The 15,718-nt window shown below is 68.4% G+C and carries 15 protein-coding genes; 13 read left to right on the forward strand and 2 right to left on the reverse strand.

Annotated elements, in window-relative coordinates:
• The first annotated feature begins 60 nt into the window (after nucleotides 1-60).
• The 5 genes from FA90_RS27340 to FA90_RS16570 are packed head-to-tail and all read left to right on the forward strand — an operon-like array spanning nucleotide 61 to nucleotide 6,531.
• On the forward strand, nucleotides 61-783 hold the full coding sequence (locus FA90_RS27340; protein WP_051971871.1) for a response regulator transcription factor: 723 nt from the start codon (nucleotides 61-63) through the stop codon (nucleotides 781-783).
• Nucleotides 780-2,333, forward strand: a complete 1,554-nt coding sequence (locus FA90_RS16555; protein WP_239700778.1) for a sensor histidine kinase — start codon at nucleotides 780-782, stop codon at nucleotides 2,331-2,333. The genes FA90_RS27340 and FA90_RS16555 overlap by 4 nt, the downstream gene beginning before the upstream one ends.
• Entirely contained in the window at nucleotides 2,323-2,655 is a 333-nt protein-coding gene (locus tag FA90_RS16560) for a sodium/substrate symporter small subunit (protein WP_081933897.1), read from the forward strand. Before FA90_RS16555 ends, FA90_RS16560 begins: the two co-directional genes overlap by 11 nt.
• Nucleotides 2,652-4,742 (forward strand): sodium:solute symporter family protein, encoded by a 2,091-nt coding sequence (locus FA90_RS16565; RefSeq protein ID WP_051971872.1) that lies wholly within the window; start codon nucleotides 2,652-2,654, stop codon nucleotides 4,740-4,742. Before FA90_RS16560 ends, FA90_RS16565 begins: the two co-directional genes overlap by 4 nt.
• 46 nt (nucleotides 4,743-4,788) lie before the next feature.
• A complete protein-coding gene (locus tag FA90_RS16570) occupies nucleotides 4,789-6,531 on the forward strand; it encodes a ClcB-like voltage-gated chloride channel protein (RefSeq protein ID WP_036170489.1) in 1,743 nt (580 codons plus the stop codon).
• Nucleotides 6,532-6,605: 74 nt separating this feature from the next.
• Here the strand turns inward: FA90_RS16570 and purM are convergent, their stop codons facing one another.
• Nucleotides 6,606-7,649 carry a phosphoribosylformylglycinamidine cyclo-ligase gene (gene purM, locus FA90_RS16575; protein WP_036170491.1) on the reverse strand — a complete coding sequence of 348 codons (1,044 nt, stop codon included), beginning with the start codon at nucleotides 7,647-7,649 and terminating at the stop codon, nucleotides 6,606-6,608.
• A gap of 288 nt (nucleotides 7,650-7,937) precedes the next feature.
• Between purM and hda the strand changes: the two genes are divergently transcribed.
• From hda to FA90_RS16600, 5 genes are read left to right on the forward strand one after another with little or no spacing between them, the layout of a single operon-like run.
• Entirely contained in the window at nucleotides 7,938-8,612 is a 675-nt protein-coding gene (gene hda / locus FA90_RS16580) for a DnaA regulatory inactivator Hda (RefSeq protein WP_036170493.1), read from the forward strand.
• Nucleotides 8,605-9,279 carry an HAD family phosphatase gene (locus FA90_RS16585; RefSeq protein WP_036170496.1) on the forward strand — a complete coding sequence of 225 codons (675 nt, stop codon included), beginning with the start codon at nucleotides 8,605-8,607 and terminating at the stop codon, nucleotides 9,277-9,279. The genes hda and FA90_RS16585 overlap by 8 nt, the downstream gene beginning before the upstream one ends.
• A complete protein-coding gene (gene pcnB / locus FA90_RS16590; RefSeq protein WP_036170498.1) occupies nucleotides 9,272-10,678 on the forward strand; it encodes a polynucleotide adenylyltransferase PcnB in 1,407 nt (468 codons plus the stop codon). The genes FA90_RS16585 and pcnB overlap by 8 nt, the downstream gene beginning before the upstream one ends.
• Nucleotides 10,675-11,151, forward strand: a complete 477-nt coding sequence (folK, locus tag FA90_RS16595; RefSeq protein ID WP_036170500.1) for a 2-amino-4-hydroxy-6-hydroxymethyldihydropteridine diphosphokinase — start codon at nucleotides 10,675-10,677, stop codon at nucleotides 11,149-11,151. Before pcnB ends, folK begins: the two co-directional genes overlap by 4 nt.
• A 26-nt stretch (nucleotides 11,152-11,177) precedes the next feature.
• Complete coding sequence (locus FA90_RS16600) at nucleotides 11,178-11,678, forward strand: GNAT family N-acetyltransferase (protein WP_036170502.1); 501 nt, start codon at nucleotides 11,178-11,180, stop codon at nucleotides 11,676-11,678.
• A gap of 7 nt (nucleotides 11,679-11,685) precedes the next feature.
• Here FA90_RS16600 and FA90_RS16605 read toward each other — a convergent pair whose 3' ends face one another.
• Nucleotides 11,686-12,924 carry an SLC13 family permease gene (locus tag FA90_RS16605; protein WP_239700780.1) on the reverse strand — a complete coding sequence of 413 codons (1,239 nt, stop codon included), beginning with the start codon at nucleotides 12,922-12,924 and terminating at the stop codon, nucleotides 11,686-11,688.
• 246 nt (nucleotides 12,925-13,170) lie between these two features.
• Between FA90_RS16605 and panB the strand changes: the two genes are divergently transcribed.
• The 3 genes from panB (at nucleotide 13,171) to FA90_RS25820 (ending at nucleotide 15,522) form a co-directional block, all read left to right on the forward strand.
• Nucleotides 13,171-14,019 (forward strand): 3-methyl-2-oxobutanoate hydroxymethyltransferase, encoded by an 849-nt coding sequence (gene panB, locus FA90_RS16610; RefSeq protein ID WP_036176081.1) that lies wholly within the window; start codon nucleotides 13,171-13,173, stop codon nucleotides 14,017-14,019.
• Nucleotides 14,020-14,049: 30 nt separating this feature from the next.
• Nucleotides 14,050-14,604 carry an RNA 2',3'-cyclic phosphodiesterase gene (thpR, locus tag FA90_RS16615; RefSeq protein WP_051972202.1) on the forward strand — a complete coding sequence of 185 codons (555 nt, stop codon included), beginning with the start codon at nucleotides 14,050-14,052 and terminating at the stop codon, nucleotides 14,602-14,604.
• 120 nt (nucleotides 14,605-14,724) lie between these two features.
• Nucleotides 14,725-15,522: a LytTR family DNA-binding domain-containing protein gene (locus tag FA90_RS25820; RefSeq protein WP_239700782.1), complete on the forward strand. Its 798-nt coding sequence runs from the start codon at nucleotides 14,725-14,727 to the stop codon at nucleotides 15,520-15,522.
• Nucleotides 15,523-15,718 lie beyond the last annotated feature (196 nt).

The following is a 15,718-nucleotide window of genomic DNA, read 5'->3' on the forward strand; positions in this document are numbered from 1 at the left end:
ATTATCAAACACAATATGCGCAAAACGGCCTGCAACGACAAACCCTGGGAGCCATGAGCGATGCGTATTCTACTTGCCGAAGATGACAGCGTGTTGGCCGACGGCCTGACCCGTTCGCTGCGCCAGTCCGGCTATGCGATCGACTGCGTCAAGAACGGCCAGGATGCCGATACCGCCCTCTCCACCCAGGAGTTCGATCTCCTGATCCTCGACCTCGGCCTGCCCAAGCTGCCCGGCCTGGATGTGCTCAAGCGCCTGCGCGCGCGCGGCTCGCTGCTGCCGGTGCTGATCCTGACCGCCGCCGACTCCATCGAACAGCGCGTCGGCGGCCTGGACGCTGGCGCCGACGACTACATGGCCAAGCCGTTCGCGCTGTCCGAGCTGGAAGCGCGCGTGCGTGCCCTGACCAGGCGCGGCCAGGGCGGCGGCTCGAGCGTGATCCGCCACGGCCCGCTGGTGTACGACCAGGTCGGGCGCAGCGCCCACATCAACGACGAGATGGTCGACCTGTCGGCGCGCGAACTCGGCCTGCTCGAGATCCTGCTGGCGCGCACCGGCCGCCTGGTGTCCAAGGAGCAGCTGGTCGACCACCTGTGCGAATGGGGCGAGGAAGTCTCGAACAACGCGATCGAAGTCTACGTGCACCGCCTGCGCAAGAAAATCGAGACCGGCGGCATCCGCATCGCCACAGTGCGCGGACTCGGCTACTGCCTCGAGCGCTACACCGACGGGACGCGCAAAGGCATCGACGCGCTCCCGGGCAGCGCCCACGGCGGCAAGTGAAGCGCAGCGCGGGCGCCAAGCTCGAGCGACGGTCCTGGCAACAGCAGGAACGGCCGCCGGCGCCATCGTACGTGCCGCCCCTGCCCGAACCCGAGGAAAGCATCCAGCATTCGCTGTTCGGCGAAATCCTCGACTGGATGCTGGCCCCGCTGCTGCTGCTGTGGCCGATGAGCATTGCGATCACCTACCTGGTCGCCAAGTCGATCGCCAACCAGCCTTTCGATCACGCCCTGGAAGACAGCGTCACCGTGCTGGCCCAGCAGGTCAAGCAGGTCGACGGCCGCGTGGTGACGCGCCTGCCCGGCAGCGCGCGCGACTTCCTGCGCGCCGACGACGTCGACAGCGTCTATTTCCAGGTCAGCGCGCCCGACGGCGCCATCGTCGACGGCGACCGCGACCTGCCGCTGCCCTCCAGCGACGACGCCGAGCGCAGCGGCCGCGTGCACTTTCGCAACGAGAACCTGCACGGCGCCCCGGTGCGCGTGGCCTATGCCTGGGTCAACCTGGCGCCGCTGCTCGACCCGAAAATCGAGCCGCCGCTGGCGCTGGTCCAGGTGGCCGAGACGCTGGACAAGCGCGCTCAATTGGCCAACGAGATCATCAAGGGCGTGATCCTGCCCCAGTTCATCATCCTGCCGGTGATCCTGGCGCTGGTCTGGTTCGCCCTCTCGCGCGGGCTGTCGCCGCTGGCCCAGCTGCAGGAGCGCATCCGCGCGCGCCCGCCCGACGACCTGTCGCCGATCGATTCGCGCCAGGTGCCGGAAGAGATCTCGCCGCTGGTCGGCTCGCTCAACGACATGCTGGCGCGCCTGACGCATACGATCGACGCCCAGAAGCGCTTCATCGCCGATGCCGCGCACCAGATGAAGACGCCGCTGGCCGGCATGCGCATGCAGTCCGAACTCGCGCTGCGCCAGGTCGACCCCGACGAGATCCACCGCTCGCTCGAGCAGCTGGCCAAAAGCTCGGAATCGGCCACGCGCCTGGTCAACCAGCTGCTGGCGCTGGCGCGCGCGGAAAACACGCCGCATGCCGGGCTGGCGCTCGAACCGCTCGACCTGTCGCTGCTGGCGCGCGCCGTGGTGCAGGACTGGGTGCAGGCGTCGTTCGCGCACGAGATCGACCTCGGCTACGAGGCCCCCGACGACGGCGCCCCGGACGGGTATCTGGCCATCGCCGGCAACCCGATGATGCTGCGCGAACTGCTGTCGAACCTGATCGACAACGCGCTGCGCTACACGCCGCCCGGTGGCAGCGTGACGGTACGCGTGCGCAGCGACGCCGGCCAGGCGCTGCTCGAAGTCGAGGACACCGGTCCCGGCATCGCGCCCAGCGAGCGCCCACGCGTGTTCGAGCGCTTCTACCGCATCCTCGGCTCGAGCGCGCCGGGTTCCGGCCTGGGTCTCGCCATCGTGCGCGAGATCGCCCAGCAGCACGGCGCCGAGATCCAGATCTTCAACAACCCGCGCAGCACGAACAAGAAATTCCCCGGCAGCCTGTTCCGGCTGACCTTCCCGCCACCCGACACGCACGCCCCCGATGCCGACTGAATCGCCGACCGCGCCCGCTTCCCACGACCACGACCGCGACCCGGACCGGCAGCGCGCACGCCTGCTCGCCGCCCGTACGGCGCACTGGGCGCGCACGCGGCGCCTGACCGCCCTGCTGCTGGCGCTGTGGCTGGCGACCGGCTTCTGTACCGTGTTCTTCGCCCGCGATCTGGCCCACCTGTCGGTGTTCGGCTGGCCGCTGTCGTTTTATCTCGCGGCCCAGGGCGCGTCCCTGATCTACCTGGCGATCATCGGCGTGTACGCCTGGCGCATGCGCCTGCTCGACCGCGCCTTTGCGCGCCAGCTCGGGGAGATCGCGTGAACGCCGGCGCGCCCAAGCCGGCCGCGCCGACGCCGGAAAAGACGCGCAGCTATTTCCGCCGCCTGTCGCGCTACTACCTGTGGTACACGGCCTGCTTCGGCATGTTCCTGGCCTCGCTCGCGATCCTGGAAAACGAAGGCATGCCGCGCCAGTGGATCGGCTACCTGTACATGTTCGCGACGATCTTCCTGTACGCGGCGATCGGCGTGGTCAGCCGCACCTCGAACGTGTCCGAATATTACGTGGCCGGGCGGCGCGTGCCGGCGCTGTTCAACGGCATGGCGACCGCCGCCGACTGGATCTCGGCGGCCAGCTTCATCAGCCTGGCCGGCACGCTGTACCTGCACGGCTTCGACGCGCTGGCCTACGTGATGGGCTGGACCGGCGGCTACTGCCTGGTAGCGCTCCTGATCGCCCCCTACCTGCGCAAATTCGCCCAATACACGGTGCCGGACTTCCTGGCGGCGCGCTACGGCGGCGGCGCCGGGAACCGCGGCAACACGGTGCGCGCGCTGGCCGTGAGCGCCACCATCGTCGTCTCGTTCACCTACGTGGTGGCGCAGATCTACGCGGTCGGGCTGATCGCCTCGCGCTTCACCGGGGTCGACTTCTCGGTCGGGATCTTCCTCGGCCTGGCGTCGATCCTGGTGTGCTCGTTCCTGGGCGGGATGCGCGCCATCACCTGGACGCAGGTCGCGCAGTACATCATCATCCTGGTCGCCTTTTTGATTCCGACGGTCTGGCTGTCGATGAAGTTCGCCGGCAACCCGGTGCCGCAGGTCGCCTACGGCTCGGTACTGCCCAAGCTGGCCAAGCGCGAAGCCCAATTGGCGCAGGACCCGCGCGAGCTGGACGTCCGGGCGCGCTTCCAGGCGCGCGCCGACGCCTATGCCGACCGGCTGGCGCACCTGCCGCGCTCCTGGCAGGAGGGCAAGGTCGAGGCCCAGCGCACGCTGGACGCCGCGCGCGCCCGCAGTGCGCCGCTGGGCGAGGTGCGGGCCGCCGAACGCGCCCTGGCCGCCTATCCGCGCAACGCCGACGAAGCCGCGCACGTGTGGCTCGAGGACCGCGCCGCCGCCCTCGCGCGCGCGCAGGCGCCGGAGCCGCACGCCGAACCCTTCCCCGGCAAGACGCGGCAAGAGTCCGATATCCGCCGCAACAATTTTCTCGCTCTGGTGTTCTGCCTGATGTTCGGCACCGCCGCGCTGCCGCACATCCTGATGCGCGCCTACACGACGCCTTCGGTGCACGAGACGCGCGTGTCGGTGTTCTGGACGCTGTTCTTCATCCTGCTTATCTACCTGACCATGCCGGCGCTGGCCGTGCTGGCCAAGTACGACATCTACACGGCGCTGGTCGGCACCCGCTTCGACGCGCTGCCGACCTGGGTCTCGTACTGGGCCAGCGTCGACAAGGCGAACCCGCTCATCAGCATCGTCGACATCAACGGCGACGGCATCGTGCAGCTGGCCGAGATCGCGATCGACGGCGACGTGCTGACCCTGGCCACGCCCGAAATCGGCGGCCTGCCCTACGTGATCTCCGGCCTGGTCGCGGCCGGCGGCCTGGCGGCGGCGCTGTCGACCGCCGACGGCCTGCTGCTGGCGATCTCGAACGCGCTGTCGCACGACATCTACTACAAGATCGTCGATCCGCACGCCTCGACCCAGAAGCGCGTGACGATCTCCAAGCTGCTGCTGCTGGCGGTGGCCTTCATTGCCGCCTACGTCGCCTCGCAAAAGCCGGCCGACATCCTGTCGCTGGTCGGCGCGGCGTTTTCGCTGGCCGGTTCGACCCTGTTCCCGGCGCTGGTCGCGGGGGTGTTCTGGAAGCGCGCGAATCATTACGGCGCGGTGTCCGGCATGGTCGGCGGCTTCCTGGTCTGCCTGTACTACATGCTGCACACCAATCCGATCCTGGGCGGCGACGCGGACGCCACCTGGTTCCACATCGCGCCCATTTCGGCCGGCGTGTACGGTGTGCCGGCCGGGCTGGCGATCCTGGTGGCGGTGAGCCTGCTCACGCCCGCGCCCGCGCGCGCGGCCGAGGGGCTGGTCGAGCACATCCGCGCACCGGAAGGGCCATGAATCCGGCCGCGCATGCGATGATGCGGTTTTGACCTCGACCACACCCATGCAGGACCCGACTTCCACCCCGCGCCAGCGCCTGCGCCGGCTGACCGGCATGCACGCGATGCTGCTGTGGGCCGCACTGGCCGGACTGGCCGGCGCCCTGGCCACGATCGCTTTCCGCGACGGCCTGGCCACGCTGCAGCGCCTGCTGGTCGGGCACGACGGCTCCTTCGTCGACATGGCCGCCGCGCTGCCCTGGCCGGTACGCATCGCCATGCCCTGCCTGGGCGGCGTGGTGGCCGGCGCCGTGCTGGTGTGGGCGCGGCGCCTGCCGGGGACCAAACCGCCCGACTACATGGAAGCGATCACGGTCGGCGACGGCCGCGTGCCGATCCGCCAGACCCTGCTGCGCAGCGTGTCGTCGATGTGCACGATCGCCTCGGGCGGCTCGATCGGCCGCGAAGGGCCGATGGTGCAGCTGGCCGCGCTGTGCGCCTCGCTGGTCGGACGCGCCGCGCGCTTCGACGCGGCCCGGCTGCGCCTGCTGGCCGCCTGCGGCGCCGCGGCCGGCATCGCCTCGGCCTACAACGCGCCCATCGCCAGCGCCTTCTTCATCACCGAGATCGTGCTCGGCACCATCGCCATCGACACGCTCGGCCCGATGATGATCGCGGCGGTGGTCGCCAACGTCACCATGCGCCGCTTCCCGGGCTACAAGCCGGTGTACGAAATGCCGCCGTTCCCGGACGTGGCGCTGCTCGATGTCGCCTGGTTCGCGCTGCTGGGCATCCTGGCGGGCCTGCTGGCGCCGCAATTCCTGCGCCTGCTGCGCCTGGCCTCCCAGGGATTCCAACAAACCCGTTTGCCGGCGCCGCTGCGCCTGGGGCTGGGCGGGCTCGGGGTCGGCGTGATCTCGGTGTGGGCGCCGCAGGTGTGGGGCAACGGCTACGAGGTGGTCAACGCCCTGTTGCACCAGCACTGGCTGTGGAGCGCGGTGCTGGCGATCCTGCTGCTGAAGGTCGCGGCGACACTGTGCACGGTCGGCTCGGGCGCGGTGGGCGGCATCTTCACGCCGACGCTGTTCGTCGGCGCGGCGCTCGGCCAGGTGTTCGGCCAGGCCGTGCATGCGCTGTGGCCGGCGGCGGCGGCAAGCGCGGCGGCCGGCACGGCCTACACCATCGTCGGGATGGGCGCGTTCCTGGCCGCGGCCACCGGGGCGCCGCTGATGGCGATCCTGCTGATCTTCGAGATGACGCTCAGCTACCAGGTGATGCTGCCGCTGATGCTGGCCTGCGTGATCGCCTACTTCCTGGCGCGCAGTCTGAACGGGCCGTCGATGTACGAGATCACCGCGCGCCACCGGCGCGACGAGGAGGCGAGATCGCGCCTGCGCGCGACCCAGATGCACGAGCTGATCCGCCCGGCCGAGACCGTGCTGCCGCTGGACGCCGGCATGGACGAGATGCTGGCGATGTTCGGCAGCCACCCGGTCAAGTACCTGTACGTGGTCGACGCCGACGAGCGCTACCAGGGCGTGGTGGCGCTGCGCGACCTGGCCGCGCAGCCGCCCGGCTCGGAAACGCGCCTGGCGCGCGACTTCGTGCGGCGCGACACCCTGCCGCTGGTCACGCCCGGCATGAGCCTGGCCGAGGCGTCGCGCCAGTTCCAGCTGCACCACGGCGAGCGCCTGCCGGCCGTCAAAAGCGAGGCCGATCCGCTGCTGCTGGGCGTGGTCTACAAGACGGCGCTGCTGGATGCGTTTGCGCGCCTGCAGCCGGCGGAGCTGCCGGGGCTGCGGTCCTGATCCGGTCCGATCAATGAAAAACGGGCGCTGCTGCGCCCGTTTCCTCATGCGTTGATCAAGCGGGATGCAGGCGGTCAGACCACGATGGTCTGGTGCTCGCCCTCCGCGCGCGCGCGGATCTCGCCGATGCGGTACACGGTCTCGCCGGCCGCCTGCAGCTGGGCCATGGCTGCCTCCGCGTTCTCCTTGGCGACGATCACGGTCATGCCGATGCCGCAGTTGAACACGCGGTGCATCTCGGCGTCGGCCACGCCGCCGTGCTGCTGCAGCCACTGGAACAGCGGCGGCAGGGTCCAGGTCTCGCTGTCGAGCACCGCGGTCAGGCCGTCCTGCAGCACGCGCGGGATGTTCTCGACCAGGCCGCCGCCGGTGATGTGCACCAGGCCCTTGACTTCCATCGACTGCATCAGCGCCAGCAGCGGCTTGACGTAGATGCGGGTCGGCTCCATCAGCGCGTCGGCCAGCTTGCGGCCGTGGAAGTCGGCTTCCAGGTCGGGCTTGGAGACTTCGATGATCTTGCGCACCAGCGAGTAGCCGTTCGAGTGGATGCCCGACGACGCCAGGCCCAGCACCACGTCGCCCGGGGCGATCTTGGTGCCGTCGATGATCTGCGATTTCTCCACCGCGCCGACCGCGAAGCCGGCCAGGTCGTATTCGCCGTCCGGGTACATGCTCGGCATCTCGGCGGTTTCGCCGCCGATCAGCGCCGCGCCGGCCTGCTCGCAGCCCAGGGCGATGCCTTTCACGACGCTGGTCGCGGTCGCCACGTCCAGCTTGCCGCAGGCAAAGTAGTCGAGGAAGAACAGCGGCTCGGCGCCCTGGACCAGGATGTCGTTGACGCTCATCGCGACCAGGTCGATGCCGACCGTGTCGTGGCGGTTCAGCTCGAACGCCAGCTTGAGCTTGGTGCCGACGCCGTCGGTACCCGAGACCAGGACCGGCTCCTTGTATTTCTTGCTGATTTCAAACAGCGCACCGAAACCGCCGATGCCGCCGAGGACACCTTCGCGCATGGTGCGCTTGGCGAACGGCTTGATCGCTTCGACCAGGGCATCGCCGGCATCGATATCGACACCGGCGTCGCGGTAGGAGAGAGAAACATTAGATGGTTGGCTCATGGTATTTGGCAGCGGAGGCGGTAAAATAGGTGGCGATCCGTCAAGGGAACACGCCCAATCCGCTATTTTAGCAAATGGCTGCGGCAACGACGCTCAAGCTGCCGGTGAACTATAACAAGAACGTCACATAACAATAACGAATGCCCTTCCATTTAGCCCCAGAGCACACGCAGCCCCCGTCCTCGCTGCGCTCTGGCCGGCGTGCGTCCATCCAAAACGCCACACCCAGCGCAGCAGCTTTTATAATGCGCCGTGTGGAAATGACATTTTTAGCATGAGACCGACGCCATGAAACAGCTGGTGCTCGATTTGGGCGCCGAGCCGGCGCAGAGCCTCGATACCTTCCAGGTAGGGGAAAACGCCGAGCTGGCGCACCTGATGCACCAGTTCGCGCAGCGTGCTTCGCGCGAGCATTTCTGCTACCTGTGGGCCGAGACCGGCGCCGGCAAGACGCACCTGCTGCATGGCCTGGCCGCCACGCCGGCGGCGCGCTACATCCCGTCCGATGCCGGGCCGGGCGAGTTCGTCCATGCGCCGGATGTCACCCTGTACCTGATCGACGACATCGACCGCCTCTCGCCCGAGCGCCAGATCGACGCCTTCGCCCTGTTCAACCAGGTGCGCGAGCACGGCGCCTACATGGTCTGCACCGGCCCGGTGCCGCCGGCCGTGCTGCCGGTGCGCGAAGACCTGCGCACGCGCATGGGCTGGGGCTTGATCTACCAGATCCACGGCCTGTCCGACGACCAGAAGATCGAAGCGCTTACACAGGCCGCCGAGGCGCGCGGTTTGACGCTGTCGGCGAGCGTGTTACCCTACCTGCTGTCCCATTTCAAACGGGACATGCGTTCCCTGGCCACCATGCTGGATGCGCTCGACCAGTATTCGCTCGAGACCCAGCGCCCGGTCACGCTGCCGCTGCTGCGCGATCTCTTGCTGCAAAACGAACCAAAACATGACTAACCTCGCGCTGTTTGACCTCGACCACACCCTGCTGCCGATCGATTCGGATTTCGAATGGGGCCAGTTCCTGGTGCGCCAAGGGGTCGTCGACGCCGACGCCTACCAGCGCCGCAACGAAGCCTTCTTCGCCCAGTACCAGGCCGGCACGCTCGACCCGGTCGAGTATCTCGAGTTCGCGCTCGGCACCCTGGCCGGCTTCGCCCCCGACCAGCTGCGCGCGCTGCAGGACAAATACATGCGTGAAGTGATCGAGCCGGCGATCCGCCCGCAGGCGCGCGCGCTGCTGCAGCGGCACGTGGATGCCGGCGACCTGGTGGCGATCATCACCGCCACCAACGCCTTCGTCACCGCGCCGATCGCGCGCGCCTTCCAGGTCGAGCACCTGATCGCGGCGCGGCCGGAACTGGACGAGCGCGGCCACCCGACCGGCAAGCTGGCCGGCGCCCCGACCCAGGGCCAGGGCAAGGTCACCCACATGCACGCCTGGCTGGACGGCCTCGGGCGCCCGTTCGACGGCTTCGAGCGCAGCTATTTCTACAGCGATTCGCACAACGACATTCCGCTGCTGTCCGTGGTTTCGCACCCGGTGGCGACCAACCCCAGCGCCCGGCTCACCGAGCATGCAAGCGCCCAAGGCTGGCCTTTACTCCATCTGTTCAATGATTAAAAAATTCATCCGTAAAATCCTTGGCGTGAAAGACCAGCGCGACCCTACCGAACCGGTGATCTATGGCCCGGACCAGCACGGCATCGACCCCAAGCTCGTGTCGCCCAACGCCGTGCGCGTCACCCAGACGCTGCAGGAAGCCGGCTTCAAGGCCTTCGTGGTCGGCGGCGCGGTACGCGACCTGCTGCTCGGCGTGAAGCCGAAGGACTTCGACATCGCCACCGACGCCACCCCGGAAGAGGTGAAAAGACTGTTCCGGCGCGCCTTCATCATCGGGCGCCGCTTCCAGATCGTGCACGTGATGTTCGGCCAGGAGCAGCTGGAAGTGACCACCTTCCGCGGCAATGCCGACGCCAATGCGCCCAAGGACGAGCATGGCCGCGTCCTGCGCGACAACAGCTTCGGCCCGCAGCACGAAGACGCGGCGCGGCGCGACTTCACCGTCAACGCCATGTACTACGACCCGGCCACGCAGTCGGTGCTCGACTACCACGAGGGCGTCGAGGACATCCGCGCCAAGGTCATGCGCATCATCGGCCATCCGGAAGCGCGCTACCGCGAAGACCCGGTGCGCATGCTGCGCGTGGTGCGCTTCGCGGCCAAGCTGCAGTTCACGATCGAAGCGACCACGCGCGCGCCGATCCCCGTCATGGCGCCGCTGATCAACAACGTGCCGGCCGCGCGCGTGTTCGACGAGATGCTCAAGCTCCTGAAGTCCGGCCACGCGCTGGCCTGCCTGAAGGAGCTGCGCTCGTCCGGCCTGCACCACGGCCTGCTGCCGCTGCTCGACGTCGTGATGGAGCAGCCGATCGGCATGAAGTTCGTCACGCTGGCGCTGGAGTCGACCGACAACCGCATCCGCGCCGGCAAGACCGTCTCGGACGGCTTCCTGTTCGCCTCGCTGCTGTGGCACCAGGTGCTGGAAAAGTGGAACGCCTACCGCGCCGCCGGCGAATCGCCGATCCCGGCGCTGCACCTGGCCGCCGACGACGTGCTCGACAACCAGACCGATTCGCTGGCCCTGCAGCGCCGCATCGCCACCGACATGCGCGACATCTGGGCGATGCAGCCGCGCTTCGAGCGCCGCAACGGCAAGAACCCGTACAAGCTGCTCGAGCACCCGCGCTTCCGCGCCGGCTTCGACTTCCTGCTGCTGCGTTGCGAATCGGGCGAGCTGGACGCGGAACTGGGCAGCTGGTGGGCCGGCTTCTACGGCGGCGACATCGCCGAGCGCGAACGCCTGGTCAATTCGCTCGGCCGCGAGTCGCAGGGCGGCGGCCAGAAGAAGCGCCCGCGCCGCCGCAGCCCGCGCCGTGGCGAGGGCGAAGCCGGCGGCGAGAACGTCGGCGGCGCCGGCGCGCCGGACGCCGGCCCGGCTTCGGGCTCGACCGAGCAATGATCGCCTGGATCGGCATCGGCGCCAACCTGGGCGACGCGCGCGCACACGTGACGGACGCGCTCGCGCGCCTGGAGCGCCTGCCCGACACCACGCTGCTGCGCGCTTCCTCGCTGTACCGCACCGCCCCGATCGACTCATCCGGCGACGACTACGTCAACGCCGTCGCCTGCCTCGACACCACGCTCGACGCGCACGTGCTGCTGGCCGCCCTGCTCGGCATCGAACAGGAACACGGGCGCGAGCGCCCCTACCGCAATGCCCCGCGCACGCTCGACCTCGACCTGCTGCTGTACGGCGACCAGGTCATCGACGACGCGCCCACGCTGATCGTCCCGCATCCGCGCATGCATGAGCGCGCCTTCGTGCTGGCGCCGCTGGCCGAACTGGCGCCCGAGCTGCACATTCCTGGACGCGGGCGCATCGCCAGGCTGCTGCCGGCGGTGGCGGAGCAGGCCATCGACCGCATCGCCTGATACCGCCGCGGGAGCAGCCGATCGACATGAAGTGGCGCCCGCTGCAGCCGACCGACCTCGACGCCGTCGTCGCGATCGCGGCGCAAGTCCATCCCCGTTTTCCGGAAGAGCGCGCGGTGTTCGCGGACAAGCTGCGCCTGCACCCGGCCGGCGCGCTGTTGCTGGAAAGCGGCGGCGGCCCGGCCGGCTACTGTTTCGCGCATCCCTGGCACGGCACGCAAGCGCCGGCGCTCGATACGGTGCTCGGCGTTCTCCCTCGTGACGCCGACGCCTTGTACCTGCATGACCTGGCCTTGCTGCCGCCAGCACGCAGCACGGGCGCCGGCACCGCCGCCGTCGACATCCTGCTGGCCCAGGCCGCGTCGCTGGGGCTGGAGCGCGTCTGCCTGGTCGCCGTGAACGGTTCCGTATCGTATTGGTCGCGTCATGGTTTCGTGGCGCAGGAGAGCGCGGCGCTCGCAGCCGGGCTGGCCTCGTACGGCGCCGATGCGCGCTGGATGGTGCGGGCCGTGCGTCGGGCGCGCTGAGTCAGCGCTACACCAGCGCCAGCGCGCCCAGGCACAGCAGCAGCGCCACCGGCATCGCCACCAGCCCGACCTTCAGGAACTGGATGAAGCTCACTTCGACGCCTTCGCGCCGCAGCGCGGTCAGCCACAGCACGGTGGCCAGCGAGCCGGTGACCGACAGGTTCGGGCCCAGGTCGATGCCGATCAGCGTCGCCGCGGCCACCTTGGCCGGCGCATGGCTGGCCGCGACGGTGGCGCCCGCCATCAGGCCGGCCGGCAGGTTGTTGGCGATGTTCGACACCAGCGCGGTGGCGATGCCGGCCGCCCACACGCTCCACTGCGGCGCGGTCGCCTGCAGGTGCTTCAGCAGGCGCGCCAGCTCGGCCGCGACGCCGATCTTCGACAGGGCCGCCACCAGCACGAACAGGCCGGCCACCAGCGGCAGCACGGCCCAGGACATCTCGCGCGCCGCCCGGGTCGCCAACGCGCGCGCGCGCAGCAGCACGAGCGCGAAAGTGGCGGCGCCGGCCACGCAGGTCGGCCAGCCCAGGTCCGCGCCCAGCGCCGAGGCGGCGAGCAAGGCCACGCCCATCACGACAATGCCGAACGCGACGATCCTGGCTTCGACCGACAAGGGCGGCACCGGCACGTCCGACTGCATGTGCTGGCGCAGGTCGTCGCGCTGCGACCAGTACAAGGCCGCGAAGGTGACGGCGACGGCGATGCCAGAGGGCGCCAGGAACAGGCGGAACCACGCGCCCAGGCTCGGCATCTGTCCTGCAAAGACCACCAGGTTGGCCGGATTCGATACCGGCAAAATGAAACTGGCGGCATTCGCGATCAGCGCGCAGGCGAACAGGTGCGGCAGCGGCCGCTCCAGCTTCGCCGCCTTGGCCGCGGCCAGCACGGCCGGCGTCAGCACGACGGCGGTGGCGTCGTTCGACATGAAGGTGGTGACCACGATGCCGACCCCGTACACGAGGTAGAACAGGCGGCTGGCCGAGCCCTTGGCATGGCGCACCGCCCAGGCCGCGATCCAGTCGAACAGGCCGGTGGTGCGCGCCATCTCGGCGATCAGCATCATCCCGACCAGGAACAGGTAGACGTCGGTGCCCTGCCCGACCGCGTGGCCGACCTCGCCGAGCGTGAGCTGGCCGGTCACCAGCAGCAGCAGCGCACCCAGCACCGCCCACCAGGCCTCGCCGATGCGAAAAGGGCGCGCCAGCACGCCGGCCGTGGAGAATGCCGCGATCGGCCAGACGATCATGGGGGAAAGTGCCAGTTGCAGCATAGAAGCAATGTCGAATGAGAATTTCGCATTGTACCCAGAGGCATGCCGGGCACACGCCGTCGCCGAGCCACATTGCCGCATCCGTAATCTTCGACCGATATGTTCGGACCGACATTCGGCAAAATATCGGTCTTGGCATTACACTACGCCGTCGGTGCTTGGCCGACGGCTTTTTTGATCTACAAAGGAACTACGATGAGCGGATATTTGGGTGGCAAGGAGATGGTGGCGGCAGGGACTTCGAACGAGGCGAGCGCGCCCGTTCCGCCGGCGCCGCCCGTCAAGGCCGTGACCATTCCGTCGCTGCTGGCGCTGCGCGCGGCCGGCACCAGGATCAGCATGCTCACCTGCTACGACGCCAGCTTCGCGGCGCTGATGGACCGCTGCGGCGTCGAGATCCTGCTGGTCGGCGATTCGCTCGGCATGGTCTGCGCCGGCTACGATTCGACGCTGCCGGTGACGGTCGCCGACATCGCCTACCACACCGCCTCGGTCGTACGCGGCCGCAAGCAGGCGCTGGTCGTCGCCGACATGCCCTTCGGCAGCTATCCGACCAAGGAAGCCGCCTACGACAACGCCGTGACGCTGATGCGCGCCGGCGCCCAGATGGTCAAGATCGAAGGCGGCGCCTGGCTGGCCGAGACCGTGCGCTTCCTGGTCGAGCGCGGCATCCCGGTATGCGCCCACATCGGCCTGACGCCGCAATTCGTGCACCAGCTGGGCGGCTACAAGGTGCAGGGCAAGACCGACACCGGCGCGGCCCAGCTCAAATCCGACGCGCTGGCGCTGCAGGCGGCCGGCGCCGCGCTGGTCGTGCTGGAAGCGATTCCGGCGGCGCTGGGCAAGGAAGTGACGGAACGCCTGCACATCCCGACCATCGGCATCGGCGCGGGTCCGGACTGCTCGGGCCAGGTGCTGGTGATGCACGACCTGCTCGGCGTGTTCCCGGGCCGCAAGGCGCGCTTCGTGAAGAACTTCATGGAAGGCCAGACCAGCATCGACGGCGCCATCAAGGCGTATGTCAGCGCGGTCAAGGACGGCAGCTTCCCGGGGCCGGAACACTGCTTCTGAAGCCTGACGAACCTGATGGGGGAACGCACGATGGACACGCCGACCGATAACGTCTCCCCCGCCCAAGCTGCGGATAAGCCCGAGTCTGCGCGCCTGTTCCTGGCGCTCTGGCCCGACCCGGCCATGCGCGACGCCCTGCGCGCCTGGCGCGACGCCTGGACCTGGCCGCGCGGCGCCTCGCCGGTCCACACCGACAAACTGCACCTGACCCTGCACTTCCTCGGCGACCAGCCGCGCGCGCGCCTGCCCGAGCTGCTGGACGGCTTCACGGTGCCGTTCACGCCTTTTGATCTGCATATCGACAGCGCCGCGCTGTGGCACAACGGCATCGCCGTGCTCGCGCCGACCCAGCCACCGCCGGCGCTGCTCGACCTGCATGCGCAGCTGACGCAGGCGCTGGTCAAACTGGGCCTGCAACCCGAGAAACGCAGCTACCGCCCGCACGTGACGATGGCGCGGCGCGCCGCCGGCGCCGGCCTGCCGCCGCCCGGCCAGGCGCTCGACTGGCGCGCCGACCGTTATGCGCTGGTGGAATCGCGTCCCGGTCACGGCGGCGGCTACACGGTGCTGCGCGAGTATCGGTAACGGCTTTTCCAGTCGGCTTCGCGCCGGACACGCACTGCAATCTCGCAGTTCGTTGCATGAATCCCTCACTTGGCGTCACGGCGATATCCAAGGCAAGCCATCCGCGCGATACTTGCCATTATGGAACAGATAACCAAGGACGCGATCTCGACCCGCCGCATGTGGCGCAATTATGCGCTGGGGTGGGCTGTCTATATGCTGGTGCTGACGATGGCCCAGCAGGTCGACAACATCGGCCTGCATCGCTTCAACTGGCACGTCCTCACGATAACGGTTTCGTCGGTGGCGCCGCAGGCACTGATCCTGGCGCTGCACTGGCCGCTGAGCGGCTGGTTCGAGCGCAAGCGTGTACCGGTGCCGCTGATCTGCCTCATCCACGTGGCCGGTGCGCTGGCCTTCACCGCGCTGTGCTACGGCCCCGTGATGATGAGCATGCCGAACAAGTCGATGGCCTATAACATCTGGCCGCTGTTTTACTTCATCATGGGCTATGGCGTGGTCGCGGCGCTGTTCTACATGGTCCGCGCCAACGCCGCCCGCCAGCGCCAGGCCGCCGCCATCCAGCAGGCGCACAGCCTCCTGATCACCACCGAACTGAACGCCCTGCGCAACAAGCTCAATCCGCACTTCTTCCCGCTCGCGCTGAACGAGATCGCCTATCTGAAAGCCGACTCCAAGTACACGGCGATCGCCGCGCGCGACCAGACCTTCCTGGTCCGCATCGGCATCTCGGAGCTGGAAGCGCGGCTGGACCCGACGCGCTTCATCCGCGTGCACCGATCGGCGCTGGTCAACCTCGACTTCGTCGATTCGATGAAGGCCGATGACCAGTCCCAGCTGATCATCCAGATGCGCGATGGGGCCACGCTGACGGCCAGCCGCGAGGCGTCGAAAATCCTGCGCGAGATGGCGATCTGAAGGCGATCCAAGGGCGATCCAAGGGCGATGTGAATACGGGTGCTGTTGTCAGGGCGATACCGGCAAATAAAATCGATCTCCATGCCGATTTATGCCGCTATAATCGCGAATTTTTCCACCCCGAAATTAGGAGACCTCGACAAACCTGCTGCGCGTTGCACATGCGGCTCGCGACGGTTTTTCGAGGTCTCCTTAG

The sequence above is a fragment of the Massilia sp. 9096 genome (assembly GCF_000745265.1).
Lineage (GTDB): Bacteria > Pseudomonadota > Gammaproteobacteria > Burkholderiales > Burkholderiaceae_D > Telluria.